The sequence below is a fragment of the Actinomycetota bacterium genome, from assembly GCA_040881665.1.
GTDB lineage: Bacteria > Actinomycetota > UBA4738 > UBA4738 > HRBIN12 > JBBDWR01.
Window position 1 is genome coordinate 302,117 of the sequence record JBBECT010000004.1, and the last position, 18,086, is coordinate 320,202.

Below are 18,086 nucleotides of genomic sequence, written 5' to 3' on the forward strand. Positions count from 1 at the left end.
TCGGGATGTCACCGTTCCTCGCCGGTTCGCTCGTGTTCTCCGCTTCAGCCGCCGTCCTCGTGCTCGAGATCCTCGCGGCGCGGCTGCTCGCGCCCTACACGGGGGTGACGATCGAGACTTACACGGCGGTGATCGGCGTCTGTCTCGCGGGGATCGCGGTCGGGAGCTGGTACGGCGGTAAGCTCGCCGACCGTGTCATGCCCGAGAAGCTCCTCGGGCGCGCGCTCACGCTCGGCGGCGGACTCGCGCTGCTGTCCGGGGTGCTCGTCGACACGATCGGACCGGGCGTCACGGGCAACGGCCCGTTCGCGAGCGTGGTGTTGGCAGCGTTCGCTTTCTTCGCTCCTGCGGCCGTGCTGAGCTCGGTCACCCCCACCGTGGCGAAGCTGCGGATCCGCGACCTCGACAACACGGGCAGCGTCGTCGGGTTCCTCTCGGCGCTCGGCACCGCGGGCGCGCTGGTGGGCACGTTCGTGACCGGGTTCATCCTGGTCGCGGCCTTGCCGTCGCGGGTGATCGTGACCTCCGTGGGGATCGCACTCGTCATCGCGGGTGCCGTCGTGTGGTGGCGGCTCGACCCTCCGCTAAAGTCGGGCCGCGTCGGGGTCCTGGTCGTGCTCGTCCTCGTCGGCGGAACACTCGGGTTCGCGGTGTCGCCGTGTGCGTTCGAGAGCCCGTACTTCTGCGGGCGGATCGTCTCGGACCCCGCGCGGGAAGGTGGACGGACGCTCGTGCTCGACAACCTGCGACATTCGTACGTCGACCTCGGTGACCCCGCCCATCTGGAGTTCGACTACGCGAAGCGGTTCGCAGCGCTCGTCGCGAGCCACGTCGCCGACGGGGCGGAGATCTCGGTGCTGCACATCGGAGGTGGCGGGTTCACCCTCCCCCGATACTGGCCCGCCGAGCACGAGGTGGATCGCAACGTCGTGCTCGAGGTCGACAGCGATCTCGTCGACGTCGCCGAACAGCGGCTGGGCCTGACCCCCGACGACGAGATCACCGTGCGGATCGGTGACGCGCGGCGGCTGATCGACGACGAGCCCACCGACGTCTACGACGTCGTGGTCGAGGACGCCTTCGGGGCGCTCGCCGTCCCCTGGCACCTCACGACCGAGGAGATGCTCGCGAAGGTGCGCCGCGTCCTCACGCCCGACGGTCTCTACCTCGTGAACCTGATCGACTACCCGCCCCTGGGCTTCGCCAGGGCGGAAACCGCGACCCTGCTCGCGCACTTCGAGCACGTTGCGGTCCTCGCCGAGCAGGGCACGCTCGTCGGAGATGCGGGCGGGAACCTCGTGCTCGCGGCATCCGACGTCCCCATCGACGTGCCGGCCGCGGTGGCCGTCACGCGCGAACGCGGTGATGCGTCCGTCGATGCGCTCGAGGGTGAGGACCTTGCGGACTGGATCGGCGACGCGAGGGTTCTCCGCGACGACTTCGCCCCCGTGGATCAGCTGCTGACCCCACCCTGAGTCTGGTTCAGACGGTTACGGGTACCCTGAGGGCTCAACCCCATGGCCATCGACACCGATCCCAAGCAGGCGGCTCCGACCGACGACGCCCCGAAGTCCAAGGGCAAGCTCGGGTTCCTCGGCGAACTCCCGATCCTGATCATCACCGCGCTCGTGCTGGCGCTGGTGATCAAGGCGTTCCTGTTCCAGGCCTTCTTCATCCCGTCGAGCTCGATGGAGCCCACCCTGTATCCGGGTGACCGGGTCCTCGTGAACAAGATCCCGTACTACTTCGGCGACCCCGAGCGCGGCGACATCGTCGTGTTCGAGAACCCCGATCCGGCCTCGCAGGTCGATCGCGGGATCGTGGGCGGGTTCGTCCACTGGCTCGCCCAGGGTCTCGGCGTCTCGAGCAACCCGGAGGAGGACTTCATCAAGCGTGTGATCGGTGAGCCGGGCGACACGGTCGAAGGCCGCAACGGCCAGGTGTTCGTGAACGGCCTGCCGATCGACGAGCCCTACCTGACGCAGAAGACCGATGATTTCCCGCCCGAGACCGTGCCCGACGGCGAGCTGTTCGTGATGGGCGACAACCGTGGCTCCTCGCGTGATTCCCGCTTCAGTCTCGGCACCGTTCCGCTCGACAAGGTCGTCGGCAAGGCGTTCGTGAAGATCTGGCCCCCGAGCCGGATCGGCTTGCTCTAGTCCATCAGGGGAACGCCGGAACTGCCCTTCGGGTGGGGAACGAACAGGCGCGCGGCCGACCACACGATCGAAGCGATGCCGAACGCGGCCAGCCACACGATCAACGGCGGCGTCTCCAGCGCGAAGAACTCCTGGGTGAACGGCAGGATCACCGCGAGCACGAACAGCGCACCCATCGTCCAGATCAGGACGAGCTTCCAGGTGTTCAGCGGCGACGCGACGATCGAGAGCACGAGCAAGCCGATCCAGCAGAGCACCATCGTCGCCGTCGTCTGGGCCTCGCGCAGCGACACGCCGTCGGTGTCCAGCGCGAACGTGTAGCTGAGATAGGTCGCGAGCGCCGCGAGGGCGCCGGCGGGGATCGAGAAACGCAGCACGCGATGCAGGAACCCCGGCTGCCAGCGTTCGCTGCTCGGTGCCAGCGCGAGGAAGAACGAGGGGATCCCGATCGTCAACGAACCGATCAGGGTCAGATGCCGCGGCAGGAACGGGAACACGAACCCGAGCACGCCGGTCGCGATCGAGATCAGCATCGCGTAGACGGTCTTGGTCACGTAGAGGTTCGACGTCCGTTGGATGTTGCCGAGCACGCGGCGTCCCTCGCCGACCACCTGCGGGATCGCGTCGAACGTCGAGTCGAGCAGCACGAGCTGGGCAACGCTGCGGGTCGCGGGGCTGCCCGATCCCATCGCGATCCCGAGGTCGGCGTCCTTCAGCGCCAGCGCGTCGTTCACGCCGTCGCCCGTCATCGCGACCGTGTGCCCACGTGTCTGGAGCGCCTGCACCATCGCCCGCTTCTGCTGGGGGCTCACGCGCCCGAACACCGTTCGTTCCTCGAGGGCCTCACCGAGTGCGGCGACGTTCTCCTCGGGCAGCTCGCGGGCGTCGATCGCGCTCTGGGCGCCTTCGAGACCCAGGCGTCCCGCGATCGCCGCGACGGTCCGTGGATCGTCGCCGCTGATCACCTTGACCGTCACGTCCTGCTCCCGGAAGTACCCGAGGGTCGCTGCCGCGTCGGGGCGGGGCTGGTCGGCGAGCGCCACGATCGCGACGGGCTCAATGCTCTGTGGCAGCGCTCCCTCTTCGTCGAGGCCCGCATCCGCGTGGGTGAGCAGGACGACGCGCTGGCCCTGTTCCGCGCGGTCGGCGATCGCCCGCGCCAGCTCTCGATCGGAGGTGAGGCCGTCCCCGAGGACGGCCTCCGGAGCGCCGAGGATCCAGGACCCACGATCGCGGAAGGTCGCTCCGCTCCATCTCCGGGCGCTCGAGAAAGGGACGGCGGTCGTCGCGTGCCAATCGTCGGGGACCCGCGCGAACCGCTCCCCGATCGCGCCCATCGTCGCGTTCGGATGCGCGTCGACGCGGGCGAGAGCGGCGAGGGCGTCCTCGTACGGGGCGTCTCCCTCGAGCAGCTCCACGTCCTCCACGGTGAGGCGTCCCTCGGTCAGGGTTCCCGTCTTGTCGATACAGAGCACGTCGACGCGGGCGAGCCCCTCGACCGCCGGGAGCTCCTGAACGAGCACGCGCTTGCGCGCGAGGCGCACGACGCTGATCGCGAACGCGAGCGACGTCAGTAGTACGAGACCCTCGGGGACCATCGCGACGACCCCCGCAACCGCGCCCCGAAGTCCCTCGGCGACCGACGCGTCACCTCGGAGCTGGGACCAGAACAGGAGCGCGGCCGTGGGAACGATCGCCCACGTCACGTACTTCAGGATCGTGTCGGTCCCCGACCGCAGCTCCGACTGGGTCAACGTGAAGCGCCGTGCGTCGATCGCGAGCTTGGCCGCGTACGCGGCTCGTCCGACCTTCGTCGCGATGAACCGACCGCTGCCCGCCGCGACGAACGAACCCGACTGAGCCGGATCGCCCACGTGCTTGAGCACCGGATCGGACTCTCCGGTGATCAGCGACTCGTCGATCTCCAGACCGTCGGCATCGAGCACGTCGCCGTCGACGACGACCTGGTCGCCGGGCTGCAGCTCGAGCACGTCGTCGAGGACCACCTCCCCGATCGGATACTCGGCGACGTCGCCGTCGCGCACGATGCGCGCCTTCGGCGTCGTCAGGACGGCCAGCTCGTCGAGGGTGCGCTTGGCACGGAGCTCCTGGACGATTCCGATCAACGCGTTCGCGATCAGCACGCCACCGAACAAGGCATCCTGGATCGGCCCCACGGTGAGGATCACCACGAGCATCGAGCCGAGGATGATGTTGAACCGCGTGATGACGTTGGCGCGGACGATCTGCGCGACCGAGCGGGTGGTCTGGGTAGGAACGTCGTTGACCAGCCCCCGCGCAACCCGCTCGGCGACCTCGTCCGAACGCAGCCCGCTCTTGGGATCGACACGGACCGCTTCAGGCTCGGGCTGTTCGGTTGCGGTGGCCATGGTCGCACTAGGGTAGCCGGGTGCTCCGATCCGGGGCGTACGCTGCGACACGTGCGCACGATCCTGTTGGCTCTCGCGATCGCCGTCGCCGTCTGGCTCGCGGTGATCGCCGCGCTGGCCCTGGCCGGGCGCCGCACCGCCGCCAGGGAGCTAGCCACGCTGGTCCCCAACCTCCTGCTGCTGTTCCGCGATCTGCTCCGCGACCGCCGCGTGCCGCGATCTGCCAAGGTCGTACTTGCCGTGGCGGTGGTCTGGCTCGTCTCCCCGATCGACCTCGTCCCGGAGTTCGTGCCGGTGCTCGGCCCGCTTGACGACGCCGTCGTCGCCGCGTTGGCACTCGGTTTCCTGCTGCGACGCAGCGGACCCGAGATCATCGCAGAGCACTGGCGGGGTTCGGCGGGGACCCTCGGCCGCATCCTCCACCCATTCCGGCGGACCGGGACCGGATAAGGATCCGGTGCGGATTCAGGCGAGCTCGTGCTCTCGGGCCCAGGCGTCGAGGGCGTCGATCGCTTCCTCCTCGGTCATCGGGCCGCGTTCCATCCGCAGCTCCATCAGATGCTCGAGCACCCGGCCAACCTCGGGACCGGGTTCCAGGCCGAGATGCTCCATCACGCGCCGGCCGTCGATCGGCGGACGCATCGCGTCGAGGTTCTCCTGCTCCGCGAGCGCGGCGATCCGCTCCTCGAGCTCGTCTTGCAGACGAGCGAACCGCTCGGCCTTCTTCGGGTTGCGCGTCGTGACGTCGGCGCGGGTGAGCTGGTTCAGGCGATCGAGCAACGGACCGGCGTCCCGGACGTAGCGGCGCACGGCCGCGTCGCTCCATCCCTCGCCGTACCCGTGGAACCGTAGGTGGAGCTCGATCAGCGTGCAGACGTCGTCGATCGTCGCGTTCGGGTAGCGCAGCGCCTGCATCCGGTCGCGCGCCATCCGCGCCCCGACCACCTCGTGGTGATGGAACTGCACCCCCTCGGGCGTGACTTGTCGCGTCTTGGGCTTGCCGATGTCATGCAGCAGCGCGGCAAGCCGCAGCGTGGCGTCGGTGCGGTCGCAGCTCTCCACGACCGCGTACGTGTGCCGCAGCACGTCCTTGTGCTTGTGCACCGGGTCCTGTTCGAGTTGCATCGCCGGCACCTCGGGAAGGAACAGGTCGCCCAGACCCGTGTCGACGACGAGGTCGAGTCCCTTCCCGGGCATCGCTCCTGCCAAGAGCTTGTCGAGCTCGTCACGGATCCGCTCCCCCGATACGATCTCGAGCCGCTCCCGCATCGCCTCGATCGCGGCGACGACGCGCGGTGCCGGTGTGACGTCGAGCTGCGAGACGAACCGCGCGGCGCGCAGCATCCGCAGCGGGTCGTCGGAGAACGCGACCTCGGGCTCGAGCGGCGTGTCGAGCACCTTCGCCACCAGGTGCCGGACGCCCCCGAACGGGTCGACGAACGCACCGCCCGGCAGCCGAACCGCCATCGCATTGATCGTGAAGTCGCGGCGGGACAGGTCCGCCTCGACGTCCTTCGCGAAGGTGACCGCCGGCTTGCGGTGCTCGGCGTCGTAGACCTCCTCGCGGAACGTGGTGACCTCGACGATCCGATCGCCCTGCCGGGCGCCCACGGTGCCAAACTTCACCCCGACGAGGAACACGTGATCGGCCCAGCCGCGGAGCACGCGCGTGGTCTCGGCCGGTGCAGCCGACGTGGAGAAGTCCAAGTCGGCGTGCGGGTCGCTGCGCTGCAGGATCGCATCGCGCACGCTGCCGCCGACGAGGTACAACTGATGTCCGGCGGCCGCGAAGCGCGTTCCCAGCTCCTCCGCGAGCGGATCGACCTCGAGGAAGGTGCCGGCGCCCGGGGTCTGGTTCCCATCGGCCATGATCGGTCGAGGATACCCCCGGCCCCCTGCACCGATCCGGCAGGCGCTACTGCAGCTGGGGCTGACCGCGCGTGAGCACGCCCTTGAGGGCGAGGTTGAAGTCGTGCGGGTTCGACGCGGCCTTGCGCGCGTCGTCCTCGGTGACCATGCCCTCTTGGACCAGCTTCACGAGCGCCTGGTCGAAGGTCTGCATGCCGTAGAAGCTGCCGTCGGCGATCACCTCGGAGATCTCGAGGGTCGCGTCCGGGTCGACGATGCGTTCGTAGACGCGGCCGTTGTTCACGAGCACCTCCACGGCCGGAACGCGGCCCTTGCCGTCCGCGCGGACGACGAGCCGCTGCGACACGATCCCCTTCAGCGCGCCCGCGAACGACGTGCGCACCTCCCGCTGCTGCTGGGGTGGGAACAGGTCGAGGATCCGGTTGATCGTCTCGGTGGCATCGATCGTGTGCAGGGTCGAGATCACCATGTGACCCGTCTCCGCGGCCTGGATCGCGGAGAGCGCCGATTCCGGGTCGCGGATCTCCCCGATGAAGATCACGTCGGGGTCCTGCCGGATCACGCGCTTGAGCGCGGCACTGTAGGACTCGGTGTCGAGCCCGACCTCGCGCTGCTCCACGATCGACATGTTGTCCTCGTGGACGACCTCGATCGGGTCTTCGACCGTCACGATGTGACAGCGTCGGCTGGCGTTGACGTGCCCGATCATCGAGGCGATCGTCGTCGTCTTGCCGGTTCCCGTGGGTCCGGTCAAAAGGATCAGTCCGCGGTTTTCGTCGGCGAGCATGCGCACCGCGGGCGGCAGTCGCAGCTCCTCGAAGCTGGGGATCTCGGAGCGAACGCGGCGGATCGCGAGGCCGGGGACGCCGCGCTGGCGGTAGACGTTGATCCGGAAGCGCCCGACGCCGGGGAGCGTGTAACCGAAGTCCGCCTCGTTCGTCGTCGCGAACTCCCGGGCGCGCATCTCGGGCATCACCGCTTCGGCGAACGCCTGGGTGTCCTGGGCCGTGAGTGTGGGGAACGGGGCTGGCTCCAGCTCGCCGTCCACGCGGATGAACGGCACGTTCGACCCCTTCAGATGGAGATCGCTCGCGCCCTTCTCCACCATGTAGCGCAGCAGTTCGTTGACGTCCAGCACGGCTCCTCCCCATGCCCGGTCCGATGCCCCATATGAACCCGGTCCGGATGCCTGCGGCCTAACGTCACTCCTATCGGCACGAAGGACCGAGGCTTGAAGTCCCCCATCCGGGGTCCCGGGCCCCCTCGACGTGCCTGCATAGAATCCCCAGGTCATGCAGACCTCGATCGGCGCATCGCGCCTCGCGGACGCACCGGCCACCCGAGGGGGGCCCCGGTGAGCCGCCGGCGCCGGTCCTCGGCCCGGAAGAGGCGCTCGAAGGGAGGCAGCAGCCGTCCGGGGACCCCCGTGACGAAGGCCGTCTCCGCCGGCGGCGTCGTCTATCGGCGCGAGGCCGACGCGCTCGAGATCGTCCTCGCGGCCCGGCGCACGCGGAAAGGGGAGCTGGTGTGGGGTCTGCCGAAGGGCGCGATCGAGGCCGGGGAGACACCGGAGGAGGCCGCCGTCCGCGAGACCCTGGAGGAGACGGGCCTGGAGGTCGTGGTCGAGGAGCCTCTCGGCGACACCCGCTACTTCTACGTCTGGGACGACGCGCGGATCCGCAAGCTCGTGCACATGTTCCTGATGCGCGCGACCGGTGGCGACGTCACGCGCCACGACGACGAGATGGAGGACGTCCGCTGGTTCCCCGCCGACGAGGCCGTCAAGCTCACCGCCTATCGCGGCGAACGCCAGACGCTCGAGCGCGCCCTGGAGCGGCTGGCGTGAGCGAACCGACGCCGAGCCCGGCGGCGGGCGGCGGCGTCCGGTGACGCCCCTGGAGATCGTCCTCGGGATCGCCAGTGGCCTCGCCGCGGGGATCCTGTCCGGGTTGTTCGGCGTCGGTGGCGGGGTCGTCGCGACGCCCGCGATCTCGACGTTCCTCGGCGCCGAACCGATCGTCGCGGTCGCGTCGCCACTGCCCGTGATCTTCCCGACGGCACTAGTCGGTGCCTACACGTACTGGCGCGCGGGACATCTCGACGTCCGCGCTGCCGGATGGATCTCGGTCACCGGCGCGCTCGCCTCGGCCGGTGGCGCGGCCGCGGCCGAGGCGCTCGACGGCCAGATCCTCCTCGTGGCGACCGGGGCCCTGCTGATCTGGCAGGCGATCGGCGTCGCGCGAGGGAGATCGATCAGCGCCGCCGAGGAACGACGGATCCCTGTCTGGACCTACGCCGCGATCGGCGTCGCTGCCGGCTTCACCTCGGGGCTGCTCGGGATCGGCGGCGGCATCATCATGGTTCCGCTGCTCGCCGGCCTCCTGGGCATGCCGCTGAAGACCACTCTCGGCACCTCGCTCGCCGCGATCATCGTGCTCGTGATCCCGGGAACGATCGTGCACGTCCTGCTCGACAACATCGACTGGGCGATCGTCGGCGTCCTCGCCGTGGGATCGATCGCCGGTGCCCGGATCGGGGCCACGATCGCTCTCGGTACGAAAGAGCGAACGCTGCGCCTGGTCGTCGCGGCGTTCCTCGGCATCGTCGGGCTCGCCTACGCGATCACCGAGGGCGTGACGCTGCTGGGCGCGACCACGATCGGCGTGCGAGGATGAGCCGTCGTCCGATGAGCGCTCGCGGCACTCTCACCTCCGTTCCCCTGTTGCTGTTGATGCTGCTCGGGGTGCTCACGCTCGACCCCCCCGCTCCGGCGCTCGGCCAGGAAGCGGGGGTCGAGCTGGCCCTCGTGCAGCAGACCCCGTGGGTGGACGACGAGCGCCCGAAAGTGTCGATCGAGGTGCGCGCCCGGAACACGGGAGAGGTCCCGCTCGGGGACCTCGCCCTCGGGGTGACGGCGTTCGCACCCGCGTTCTCGCGCTCGGACCTGGAGCTCGCCCTCGTCGACGACCCGGGGGACAACACGGAGGTGCGTGGCCAGGACGTGCCGCTCGAGGGCACCCTCGAGCCCGGGATCGAGCGGTCATTCCGCACCCAGATCTCGCTCACCGCGCCGGGTCTGGACCGGGTGCAGTCCTACGTCTATCCCCTGCGCCTCGAACTGCTGAGCGGGAACACCGCGGTCGCCATCCTGCGCAGCGCCGTCGTCGTGATCGTCAACAACCCTCCAACCTTTCCGCTGCGCGTCCAAACGAGCGTGCAGCTCACGGCGCCGCCGGTTCGGGGGCCGGACGGTGTGTTCACCGATGCGCGACTGGAGCGCGCGATCGCGCCGGACGGCCGACTGACCTCGGCGGTGACGGGGCTGGTCGAGGCGACCGGCCGTCGGCGGCCCTTCGCGGTCGATCTTGCCGTCGCGCCGCAGCTTCTGGTCCAGCTGCAAGACATGGCGAACGGCTACCGGGTCGCCGATACAGGTGGCGTACGCCAGGTGGTCCAGGGGGAGGGCGGCGCGGCAGAGGCGGCCGAGCTGCTGCGGTCCCTCGAAGGGGTCGCGCCGTTGCCGAACGTACGGATCACCGCACCGACGTTCGCGGGGGCCACGCTTCCGTCGCTGCGTGGTGCGCTGGCGCGCGACCTCGAGCCACAGCTCGCGATCGGGAGCGGCGTGGTCGAACAGCTCCTGGACGTCGTGCCGTCCGAGCGGATCCTCCTGCCGCGGCGGGCGGCGATCGACGCCGGATCGCTCGATCGTGTCGCCGCCCGCGGCGCCGAGGTCGTGCTCCTGACGCCCCTCGCGGTGCCGCCGAGCGCGCAGGCCAACGACCTCTCTCCTCCGCCGACGGCGACGTTGCCCGGAGGACGGGACGGGGTGACGGCGGTCGTCGCGACCCAGAGCCTGCAGAACCTCGTCACCTCCGAGCTCGCGGCGACCGACCCGGTTCTGGTCGCGCAGCAGACGTTCGCGATGCTGGCGACCGTCTGGCTCGAGCAGCCCGGGATCGCGGATCGGGGCGTGTCAATCCTGCTCCCCGAGTCGGCTCCCGGGCCCTTGGTCGCGGGGCTGGCGACCCGGATCTCCTCGGGCCCGTTCCTCGGACCCTTGACGGCCGGAGAGCTCGTGGCACTCGTTCCCCCGCCGGAGCGCCCCGTCGGGTTCGTCGAGCTGGACGATCGCGGGTTCGGACCCGAGTACGTCGACGCGATCCGCGGAACGCGCCGGAGGATCGCGACCTACCGCTCGATGCTCGATGATGCGAGCCCCCTGCCCGACCAGCTCGAGGATCGCGTCCTGCTCGCCGAGGCGGCCGAGTTCCTCGACGACCCGGACGGAGGGCTCGCGGTGCTCGGATCGGTCGACGCCCGAGTCGGCTCGGAGATGGGCAGGATCACCCCCGGCGTGAGCCCCGTCGTGACGCTGACCTCGAGGAACGCCCGGATCCCCCTGACCGTGGCCAACGACGGGACCGAGTCGGTTTCGGTCGTCGTCGGTCTGGAATCCCCCCAGCTCGAGCAGCTTGCCGCACGCGAGGTCAACGAGCTGGAACCGGGCGAGACACGAGATCTCGTGTTCGACGTACGGCTCAAGACGACGGGTCAGTTCCCCCTGCGCGTGGTCGTGCGCGCCCCGACGGGCAGGCCGGTGTCGGAGGCCACGATGATCGTCCGCTCCACCGGGTACAGCACGATCGCGCTCGTGATCACGATCGGCGCGGCCCTCGTGCTCGTCGCGCTGTGGGTGAGGAGGTTCTTCCGACGGACGAAGGCCTAGGCCCCGAGCCGCCGGATCCCCCCGAGCGGCCGCTGAGTGACGACTCGCGCGAAGCGATCGTGCGCAACACCGCGGTGATGTCGATCGGTACCGCGCTGTCCCGGCTGACCGGGTTCGCTCGCCTCGCCGCGATGGCCGCCGCGCTCGGGGTCGCGGAGAATCGCCTCGCGGACACCTACAACGTCGCGAACACCACTCCGAACATCGTCTACGAACTCGTGCTCGGGGGGGTGTTGTCCTCGGTGTTCGTCCCGGTCTTCGTCGACTGGCGCCAGCACCACGGGGACACCGAGGCCTGGGATGTGGCGCATCGCGTGATGACGCTGACCTTCACGGTGCTCGCCGCGGTCGCCCTGCTCGGCATCCTGCTCGCCCCCGCGATCATCGACCTCTACATGGCCGGCGACGTCCCGGAGAGCTCCCGATCACTCGGAGCGTTCTTCCTGCGCTGGTTCGCACCCCAGATCGTCTTCTACGGGCTCGGCGCGGTCGCGGCCGGACTACTGAACGCCCACCGACGCTTCGCCGCACCGATGTTCGCCCCCGTCCTCAACAACCTCGTCGCGATCGGGACGTTCGTGACCTTCGTGTTGATGCCCGGCCCCGATCCGGCCAGTCCGGAGACGATCAGCCTCGCGCAGAAGTCGGTGCTCGCGATCGGAACGACCTTGGGTGTCGTCGCGATGACGGTCGCGCTCTGGCCGACATTGCGACGCACCGGATGGCGCTGGAGATGGAACTTCCGGTTCCGGCACGAGGCGGTCTCGCGGATCGCACATCTGGCCAAGTGGACCGTCGTCTACGTGGCCGTCAACCAGGTCGGTCTGTTCGTCGTGATCAAGATCGCGACGCGCGAGCAGGGTGACTTCACGGCGGCGTGGGCGTTCGCGTTCATCCTGTTCCAGCTTCCCCACGCGATCTTCTCCGTCTCCGTGTTCACCGCGCTCTTGCCCCGGCTGTCGGCGCGTTGGAGCGCGAACGATGTTCCGGGCTATCGCTCGCTGCTGGGCGAGGGGATGCGGTTGACCGCCGTGGTGCTGATCCCCGCCGCCTTCGGGTACCTGGCCCTCTCGCTGCCGATCACGCGGCTGCTGTTCGCCTACGGGAACACCTCCGAGGCGTCTGCGGAGCTGATCGCCTCGGCCTTGATCCCCTTCGCGATCGGCCTGTTCCCCTTCTCGTTGTTCCAGCTGCTGCTGCGTGCGTTCTACGCTCAGAAGGACAGCCGCACGCCGGCGCTGATCAACGTGGCCGCGATGGCCGTGACGATCGCGGCGAACCTCTTCCTGTACTTCGTGCTCGATCTCGGGGTGCAGGGCTTGGCGCTCGGGTTCTCGGTCGGGTACTGGTTCGCGACCGCGTTCGCGCTGCTCGTGCTCAGGCGGCGGGTGGGACGCCTCGAAGGCAGGCGAACCTTGAGCACGGTCGGGCGCGTGGTCGGTGCCTCCGCGGCCACCGGAGCGGTCGCCTGGGGGGTCGCGATCGGGCTCGAGGAGCTGGTTCCGGTGACCGGGTTCCCGAGCCGAGCCCTCCAGGTTCTCGGCTCGGTGACGGCCGGGGTGCTTGTGTTCGTCGGTGCGGCGCTTATCTTGCGGATCGACGAGGTCGATACCGTGAAGGAGACCCTGACGGCGAGGTTCCGAGGATGATCGGACGTGCGGATCACAACGACGAGCGAGGCCTGGTGACCAGAGGCATCGTGATCTTCCTCCTGGTCGTCGTCGTGCTCGCGATCGTCGGGATGGACGCCGCCTCGATCTTCGTGACGAAGTACCGGGTGAACGATCTCTCCGAGCAGGCGGCCTTCGAGGGCGCAGGCGCGTTGAACCGAACCGATAGCGGAGCACAGGCGTGCGAGGCCGCGATCGAGCTCGTGGCGACCCAGAGCCAGACCGCCAGGGTTCCGAAGGAAGGCGGCTGCGAGATCGCCGGCGACGAGATCACGATCACCGTGCGGGACAGCGCTACGACGATCGTCGTCAAGCGGCTCGACTTCCTCTCGGACCTCGCGGACGCGTCCGCCACCTCGACCTCCAGCGGACCGACGCTGTGATGTCACGGGCCTGATGCGTCGGGGATCGCCGCCGGCCTCCCCTCGATCGTGAACGATCCCGATGCCCTCGACGTCAAGCGGGCGCAGCGGGGAGACTCCTCGGCGTTCTCCGAGCTGATCGAGCGCCACGAACGCCGGACCTACAACCTCGCCCTGCGCGTGTGTGGCGACGCCGAGCTCGCGCGCGACGCGACCCAGGAGGCGTGGCTGACCGCGTTCCGCAAGCTCGGGCAGTTCCGCGGCGACAGCGCCTTCACGACCTGGCTGCACCGCGTGACCGTGAACGCGAGCCTCGACCTGCTGCGCAAGGAACGACGCGCGCCCCTCCTCGCACCCGCCGAGGACGACGACGCTACCGCCCGTTCCGACCCGGCAGTCGCCGATCACGCGGACGAGACCGCCGGATCCCTCGACGCCGCCGGCGCGCTCGCACGGATCCCGGTCGAGTTCCGCACCGCGCTCGTGCTCCACGATGTGCTCGATCTGCCCTACGAGGAGGTGGCGTCGGTGCTGGACGTGCCGATCGGCACGGTCCGTTCCCGGCTACACCGAGGGCGGATCGCGCTCGCCTCCAAGATCGATCCGGAGGGTACAAGGGAACCCCGCGGCAGCGCGAGGTCGTCCAACCCCGGAGACCGCCCGGCGAACGCGGCCGGGTCCGGCGGATCCGACGAACGATCGACCCGGGAGCTGTAGCCGTGCCGCACATCCCACGGATCGACGAACTCATGACCTCCGAGGTCGACGGCACGATCGACGCCGACGAGCACAGCGAACTCGAGGATCACCTGGCCATGTGTGCCGACTGCCGGGAGGAGCTCCGGCTCGCCCGCGCGGGACGCGAGGCGGCGGGACGGATCGCCGAGGCCGACGTGCCCGCAGGCACCCTCCGTCCCGTGATCCGGGCGCTCGACCGCGCTGTCGCGGGCGAGGCGGACGACGAGACCCCCGACGGCGACGAGGGGTCCTGGGCCGCCGGTCGTCGCGGGGAACGGCGGCGCGCGACCGGCCTTGCCTGGCGGGTGCTGGTTGCGACCGCCGCAGCCTCGCTCGTAGTGCTGGGAGCGATCGTGGTCGTCCCGCGCGGTGGAGACGACGACGCATCGACCTCGACCGGTCTCGAGGAGGTCTCCGGCGGTGGCGCGGACGCGGCCGACGAGTCGGCTCCTGCTGCGGCACGCCCCCCCGCGGTCGAGCGGAGCTCCCAGGACTTCGACCAGCCCTCCCTCGCGGCTCTCGCCGCGCAGACGACCGAGAACCCGCAGCCGAGTGGGGCGGCTCCGAGCCAGGAGCGGCTCCAAGAGTTCGCCCCCGCGATCGCGTGCGTGGAGCGGTGGGCCGAGGCGACCAAGGGAGGAGTGGCCCTTCGCGTCATCGAGGCCACCTACGACGGCAAGCCCGCCTACATCGGTGTGTTCCGCGTGGATGAACCGCCCGCGAAGGTGGTCGCCTGGGCCGTGCGGCAGAAGGACTGCCGCGTGCTCGCCGTCACGACCGACCGACTCTGACCACCGGCGGTCACCCCCGGGGAACGATCGGGAATAGGCGACCGTTGGACGGTATGGGAGGATTTCGTCCGATGAGCGACGCCCGCAATGTGGTCATCCTGGGATCGGGGCCGGCCGGACACACGGCCGCCCTCTATGCCGCCCGTGCGAACCTCGAGCCCCTCGTGCTGAAGGGGATCGACGCCGGTGGCCAGCTGATGCTGACCACCGAGGTCGAGAACTACCCGGGGTTCCCGGACGCGATCATGGGCCCCGAGCTGATGGAGTCGATGGAGAAGCAAGCGGCGCGCTTCGGCGCGGAGCTGCTCCACCAGGCCGCGACCGAGGTCGACCTCTCGCAGCGGCCCTTCCCCGTTTCCGCCGGCGACCAGACGTGGCACGCTCGGACCCTGATCGTCGCCACCGGCGCCTCGGCGATATGGCTCGGCGTCCCGGGCGAGGACCAACTCCGCGGCCGGGGCGTGTCGACCTGCGCCACCTGCGACGGGTTCTTTTTCCGCGACCGAGAGCTCGTCGTCGTCGGAGGCGGTGACTCCGCGATGGAAGAGGCGACCTATCTCACCCGATTCGCGTCGAAGGTCACGATCGTGCACCGCCGCAACGAGTTCCGTGCCTCGAAGATCATGCAGGACCGGGCGCTCGATCATCCGAAGATCGATGTCGTCTGGGACAGCGTCGTCGAGGAGGTCCTCGGCGAGGGTGAGGTGAGCGGCGTCAAGCTCCGCAACGTGAACAGCGAGGAGCTCAGCGAGTTCCCCGCAGACGGGGTCTTCGTCGCGATCGGGCACCGACCGAACACGTCGCTGTTCACCGACCAGCTCCAACTCGCGAACGGCTACATCGTCGTCGAGGAACCGCGGACGTTGACGAACGTCGCCGGTGTCTACGCCGCGGGCGATGTGGTCGACACGATCTACCGGCAGGCCGTGACCGCCGCCGGGATGGGGTGCAAGGCGGCGATCGACGCCGAGCGGTTCCTCGAAGCCGAGGGCCACTGAGGGCCGGCCTGCGTGGGGAGTCCCGGGAATCTCCGGGGCCGCCTGGGCGTTCTACGAGGGTCGGGCAGCCGCGCGTGCGGCAGCCCGCACGAAGAGCCGAGACCAGCGAGATCCAACCAAGAGATCCAACCAAGAGATCCAACCAAGAGGAGAAAGGACCACCCGTGGCGGACATCGATGAGACCACCGACCAGAGCTTCGCGGCGGACGTGCTGCAATCGGACGCCCCGGTGCTCGTCGACTTCTGGGCGGAGTGGTGCGTCCCGTGCCACATGGTCTCGCCCGTGGTCGAGGAGATCGGTCGCGAGCACCAAGGCGCGATGCGCATCGCGAAGCTGAACATCGACGACAACCCCGAGATGACCCGCAAGTACGGCGTGATGTCGATCCCGAGCCTGATCCTGTTCAAAGGCGGCGAGGAAGTCGCGCGCGTCGTGGGGGCGAAGGGCAAGGACGCCCTCCTCAAGGAGATCGAGCCGCACATCTCCGCCTGATCGCGACCCGTTCCCTCGCACGAGCGGCCCCGGGTGAGGAGGCGCTCCTGCGATACTCGGACGGGTGAGGATCATCCGCACCGACGACCGCGGCGAGCACGTGCGCGACGTTCAGCACCGGCTCGTCGCCCTCGGCCATGCGATCTCCCCCGACGAGCTCGAGGGTCGCTTCGGCAGCACCACCCTCGAGGCCGTGCGCGCGTTCCAACACTCCCGCAGCCTGCCGGTGGACGGCCTCGTCGGACCCGACACGTGGGGCCAGCTCGTCGAGGCCGGCTACCGGCTCGGAGATCGCACCCTCTACCTGCGCTATCCCTTCCTGCGCGGCGATGACGTCGGCGAGCTTCAGCGACGGTTGAACGGCCTCGGGTTCGACGCCGGGAAGGAAGACGGGATCCTGGGACGGGAGACCGACGGCGCGACCCGCGATTTCCAACGCAACGTGGGACAGGAGATCGACGGGATCGTGGGACCCGACACGATCGCCGCGATGGCGCGGCTTCGTCCGGACGACGCCGCGACGAGCCGGGCCGTGGTCCGCGAGGCGGAGGCCGTGCGTTCCCTCCACGCATCGCTCGAGGGTGCGGTCGTCGCGATCGACGCGGGGATCGGACCCGGCGAGGAGGCCGTCACCGGCCCCTCTGGCCTCGCCGAAGCGGCCGCCACGCGCGACCTCGCCGCAGAACTCGCCGCCGAACTTCGGGGACGGAGCGCGGTGCCGATCCTCGTGTCCGAGCGAGTCGACGGGGCGGAGCTCGCCTCGTCGAGCGAACGGGCGGCTGCCGCGAACGCCGCCGGTGCCGGCCTGTGCGTGTCGTTCCAACTCGGTGGACCCGAGGAGGGTTGCAGCGCGGCCTATTTCGGAACCGAGTCGACCTACTCGCCGATGGGAGAACGGCTCGCGGGCCTGCTCGTCGAACGGATGTCCGCCGCCCTGGACGTGCAGGTGTCGGGGACCCGTCGCCTCGCCGTTTCGATACTCCGCGAAACGCGCATGACCGCCGTGATCGTCGCCCCGTGCCGGGTCCTCGACCCGGACGACGAGGAACGGCTGCGAGATCCGTCGTTCCGGCGCGGCGTGGCCGTCTCGGTCGCCGACGCGATCGAGGAGTTCCTCGGGGCGCCGACCTCGACGTGAAGCGACGGAGGGACCGGCTCAGAGGCGGGCGCGCTCGATCGCCCAGGTGATCGTCGCGATGAACAGGGCCACGAGCGCACCGACACCGACGAGGGCCCACCGCATGTACAGCTGCGGGTCGGATCCGCACTCGAGGAACGAGAACCGCGCGCAGAACGTGAGCTCTCGCGACGGAAGCGCGATCGCGCCGACGACACCGATCACGAGGATCGCAACGGCGAGACGTTTCACGATGTAGGCGATCATCCGACGAGCCTCCCCTGCTCGCTGACGAACGCGCTCACCCTACACCGGGCGGCTCGAGCTGGGGAAGGGTCAGCGCCGCCTCGGAACGGAGCGGCTCCGTACGGGCGCGGATGTCCAGGCGGAGCAGGGGGAACCGTTCGTCGTCGACCACGACGCGGAACCCGTTCGCCGCGAGGAATGTGACCGGGAGCACCCAACTGCCGTCCCAGCGCCGGTCGCCGACCACCTCGAGCGCGTCGAATCCCCGATCGGCGGTCGCTCGGGCCACGTCGCGAACCAGCGCGGATCCGAGGCCCTCGCCCCGGTGTCCCTCCTCCACGTACACGTAGGCGAGATAGAGCGCGTCGTCGGACGTGGCCGCTCCCGAGGTGAACCGTAGCCTGCGCGGGAACAGGGTGGACGGCGCGTACTGCGCGAAACCGATCCCGGGGGCGGCCGGGTCGGGGACGGCCGGGTCGGGGACGGCCGGGTCGGGGACGGCCGGGTCGGGGACGGCCGGGTC

Annotated in this window: 18 protein-coding genes; 13 read left to right on the forward strand and 5 right to left on the reverse strand. The window is 69.8% G+C overall.

What is annotated here, in order from left to right:
• The first annotated feature begins 5 nt into the window (after nt 1-5).
• Together WEF05_02420 and lepB are read left to right on the forward strand one after the other, a co-directional pair.
• On the forward strand, nt 6-1,475 hold the full coding sequence (locus WEF05_02420; protein MEX1100756.1) for a fused MFS/spermidine synthase: 1,470 nt from the start codon (nt 6-8) through the stop codon (nt 1,473-1,475).
• Nucleotides 1,476-1,517: 42 nt separating this feature from the next.
• On the forward strand, nt 1,518-2,159 hold the full coding sequence (gene lepB / locus WEF05_02425; protein ID MEX1100757.1) for a signal peptidase I: 642 nt from the start codon (nt 1,518-1,520) through the stop codon (nt 2,157-2,159).
• Here lepB and WEF05_02430 read toward each other — a convergent pair.
• Entirely contained in the window at nt 2,156-4,549 is a 2,394-nt protein-coding gene (locus WEF05_02430) for a cation-translocating P-type ATPase (GenBank protein ID MEX1100758.1), read from the reverse strand. The two genes, lepB and WEF05_02430, sit on opposite strands and share 4 nt — an antisense overlap.
• A gap of 51 nt (nt 4,550-4,600) precedes the next feature.
• On the opposite strand from WEF05_02430, the gene WEF05_02435 reads away from it, so the two are divergent.
• The gene (locus WEF05_02435) at nt 4,601-4,999 is read left to right on the forward strand and encodes a DUF1232 domain-containing protein (GenBank protein MEX1100759.1); all 399 of its coding nucleotides are present in this window, start codon (nt 4,601-4,603) and stop codon (nt 4,997-4,999) included.
• A 15-nt stretch (nt 5,000-5,014) separates the two neighbouring features.
• Here the strand turns inward: WEF05_02435 and WEF05_02440 are convergent, their stop codons facing one another.
• Both WEF05_02440 and WEF05_02445 read right to left on the reverse strand, forming a co-directional pair.
• Complete coding sequence (locus WEF05_02440; protein ID MEX1100760.1) at nt 5,015-6,418, reverse strand: CCA tRNA nucleotidyltransferase; 1,404 nt, start codon at nt 6,416-6,418, stop codon at nt 5,015-5,017.
• 46 nt (nt 6,419-6,464) lie between these two features.
• Nucleotides 6,465-7,556: a PilT/PilU family type 4a pilus ATPase gene (locus tag WEF05_02445; protein ID MEX1100761.1), complete on the reverse strand. Its 1,092-nt coding sequence runs from the start codon at nt 7,554-7,556 to the stop codon at nt 6,465-6,467.
• Between the two features lie 288 nt (nt 7,557-7,844).
• On the opposite strand from WEF05_02445, the gene WEF05_02450 reads away from it, so the two are divergent.
• From WEF05_02450 to WEF05_02495, 10 genes are all read left to right on the forward strand, one after another.
• Nucleotides 7,845-8,264, forward strand: a complete 420-nt coding sequence (locus WEF05_02450; protein ID MEX1100762.1) for an NUDIX hydrolase — start codon at nt 7,845-7,847, stop codon at nt 8,262-8,264.
• Nucleotides 8,265-8,304: 40 nt separating this feature from the next.
• Entirely contained in the window at nt 8,305-9,093 is a 789-nt protein-coding gene (locus WEF05_02455; GenBank protein ID MEX1100763.1) for a sulfite exporter TauE/SafE family protein, read from the forward strand.
• An 11-nt stretch (nt 9,094-9,104) separates the two neighbouring features.
• A complete protein-coding gene (locus tag WEF05_02460; protein MEX1100764.1) occupies nt 9,105-11,147 on the forward strand; it encodes a DUF6049 family protein in 2,043 nt (680 codons plus the stop codon).
• Between the two features lie 59 nt (nt 11,148-11,206).
• Nucleotides 11,207-12,796 (forward strand): murein biosynthesis integral membrane protein MurJ, encoded by a 1,590-nt coding sequence (gene murJ, locus WEF05_02465; protein MEX1100765.1) that lies wholly within the window; start codon nt 11,207-11,209, stop codon nt 12,794-12,796.
• Nucleotides 12,793-13,200, forward strand: a complete 408-nt coding sequence (locus WEF05_02470) for a hypothetical protein (GenBank protein ID MEX1100766.1) — start codon at nt 12,793-12,795, stop codon at nt 13,198-13,200. Before murJ ends, WEF05_02470 begins: the two co-directional genes overlap by 4 nt.
• Nucleotides 13,201-13,248: 48 nt before the next feature.
• On the forward strand, nt 13,249-13,896 hold the full coding sequence (locus tag WEF05_02475; GenBank protein ID MEX1100767.1) for a sigma-70 family RNA polymerase sigma factor: 648 nt from the start codon (nt 13,249-13,251) through the stop codon (nt 13,894-13,896).
• Nucleotides 13,897-13,898: 2 nt separating this feature from the next.
• Complete coding sequence (locus tag WEF05_02480; GenBank protein MEX1100768.1) at nt 13,899-14,708, forward strand: zf-HC2 domain-containing protein; 810 nt, start codon at nt 13,899-13,901, stop codon at nt 14,706-14,708.
• A 71-nt stretch (nt 14,709-14,779) separates the two neighbouring features.
• The gene (gene trxB, locus WEF05_02485) at nt 14,780-15,706 is read left to right on the forward strand and encodes a thioredoxin-disulfide reductase (GenBank protein MEX1100769.1); all 927 of its coding nucleotides are present in this window, start codon (nt 14,780-14,782) and stop codon (nt 15,704-15,706) included.
• Between the two features lie 164 nt (nt 15,707-15,870).
• Complete coding sequence (gene trxA, locus WEF05_02490; GenBank protein MEX1100770.1) at nt 15,871-16,200, forward strand: thioredoxin; 330 nt, start codon at nt 15,871-15,873, stop codon at nt 16,198-16,200.
• A gap of 64 nt (nt 16,201-16,264) precedes the next feature.
• Nucleotides 16,265-17,338 (forward strand): peptidoglycan-binding protein, encoded by a 1,074-nt coding sequence (locus tag WEF05_02495; GenBank protein MEX1100771.1) that lies wholly within the window; start codon nt 16,265-16,267, stop codon nt 17,336-17,338.
• 18 nt (nt 17,339-17,356) lie between these two features.
• On the opposite strand, the gene WEF05_02500 is transcribed toward WEF05_02495, so the two are convergent.
• Both WEF05_02500 and WEF05_02505 read right to left on the reverse strand, forming a co-directional pair.
• A complete protein-coding gene (locus WEF05_02500; GenBank protein ID MEX1100772.1) occupies nt 17,357-17,584 on the reverse strand; it encodes a hypothetical protein in 228 nt (75 codons plus the stop codon).
• 34 nt (nt 17,585-17,618) lie between these two features.
• A partial coding sequence (locus WEF05_02505) for a GNAT family N-acetyltransferase (protein MEX1100773.1) occupies nt 17,619-18,086 on the reverse strand: 468 nt, incomplete at its 5' end.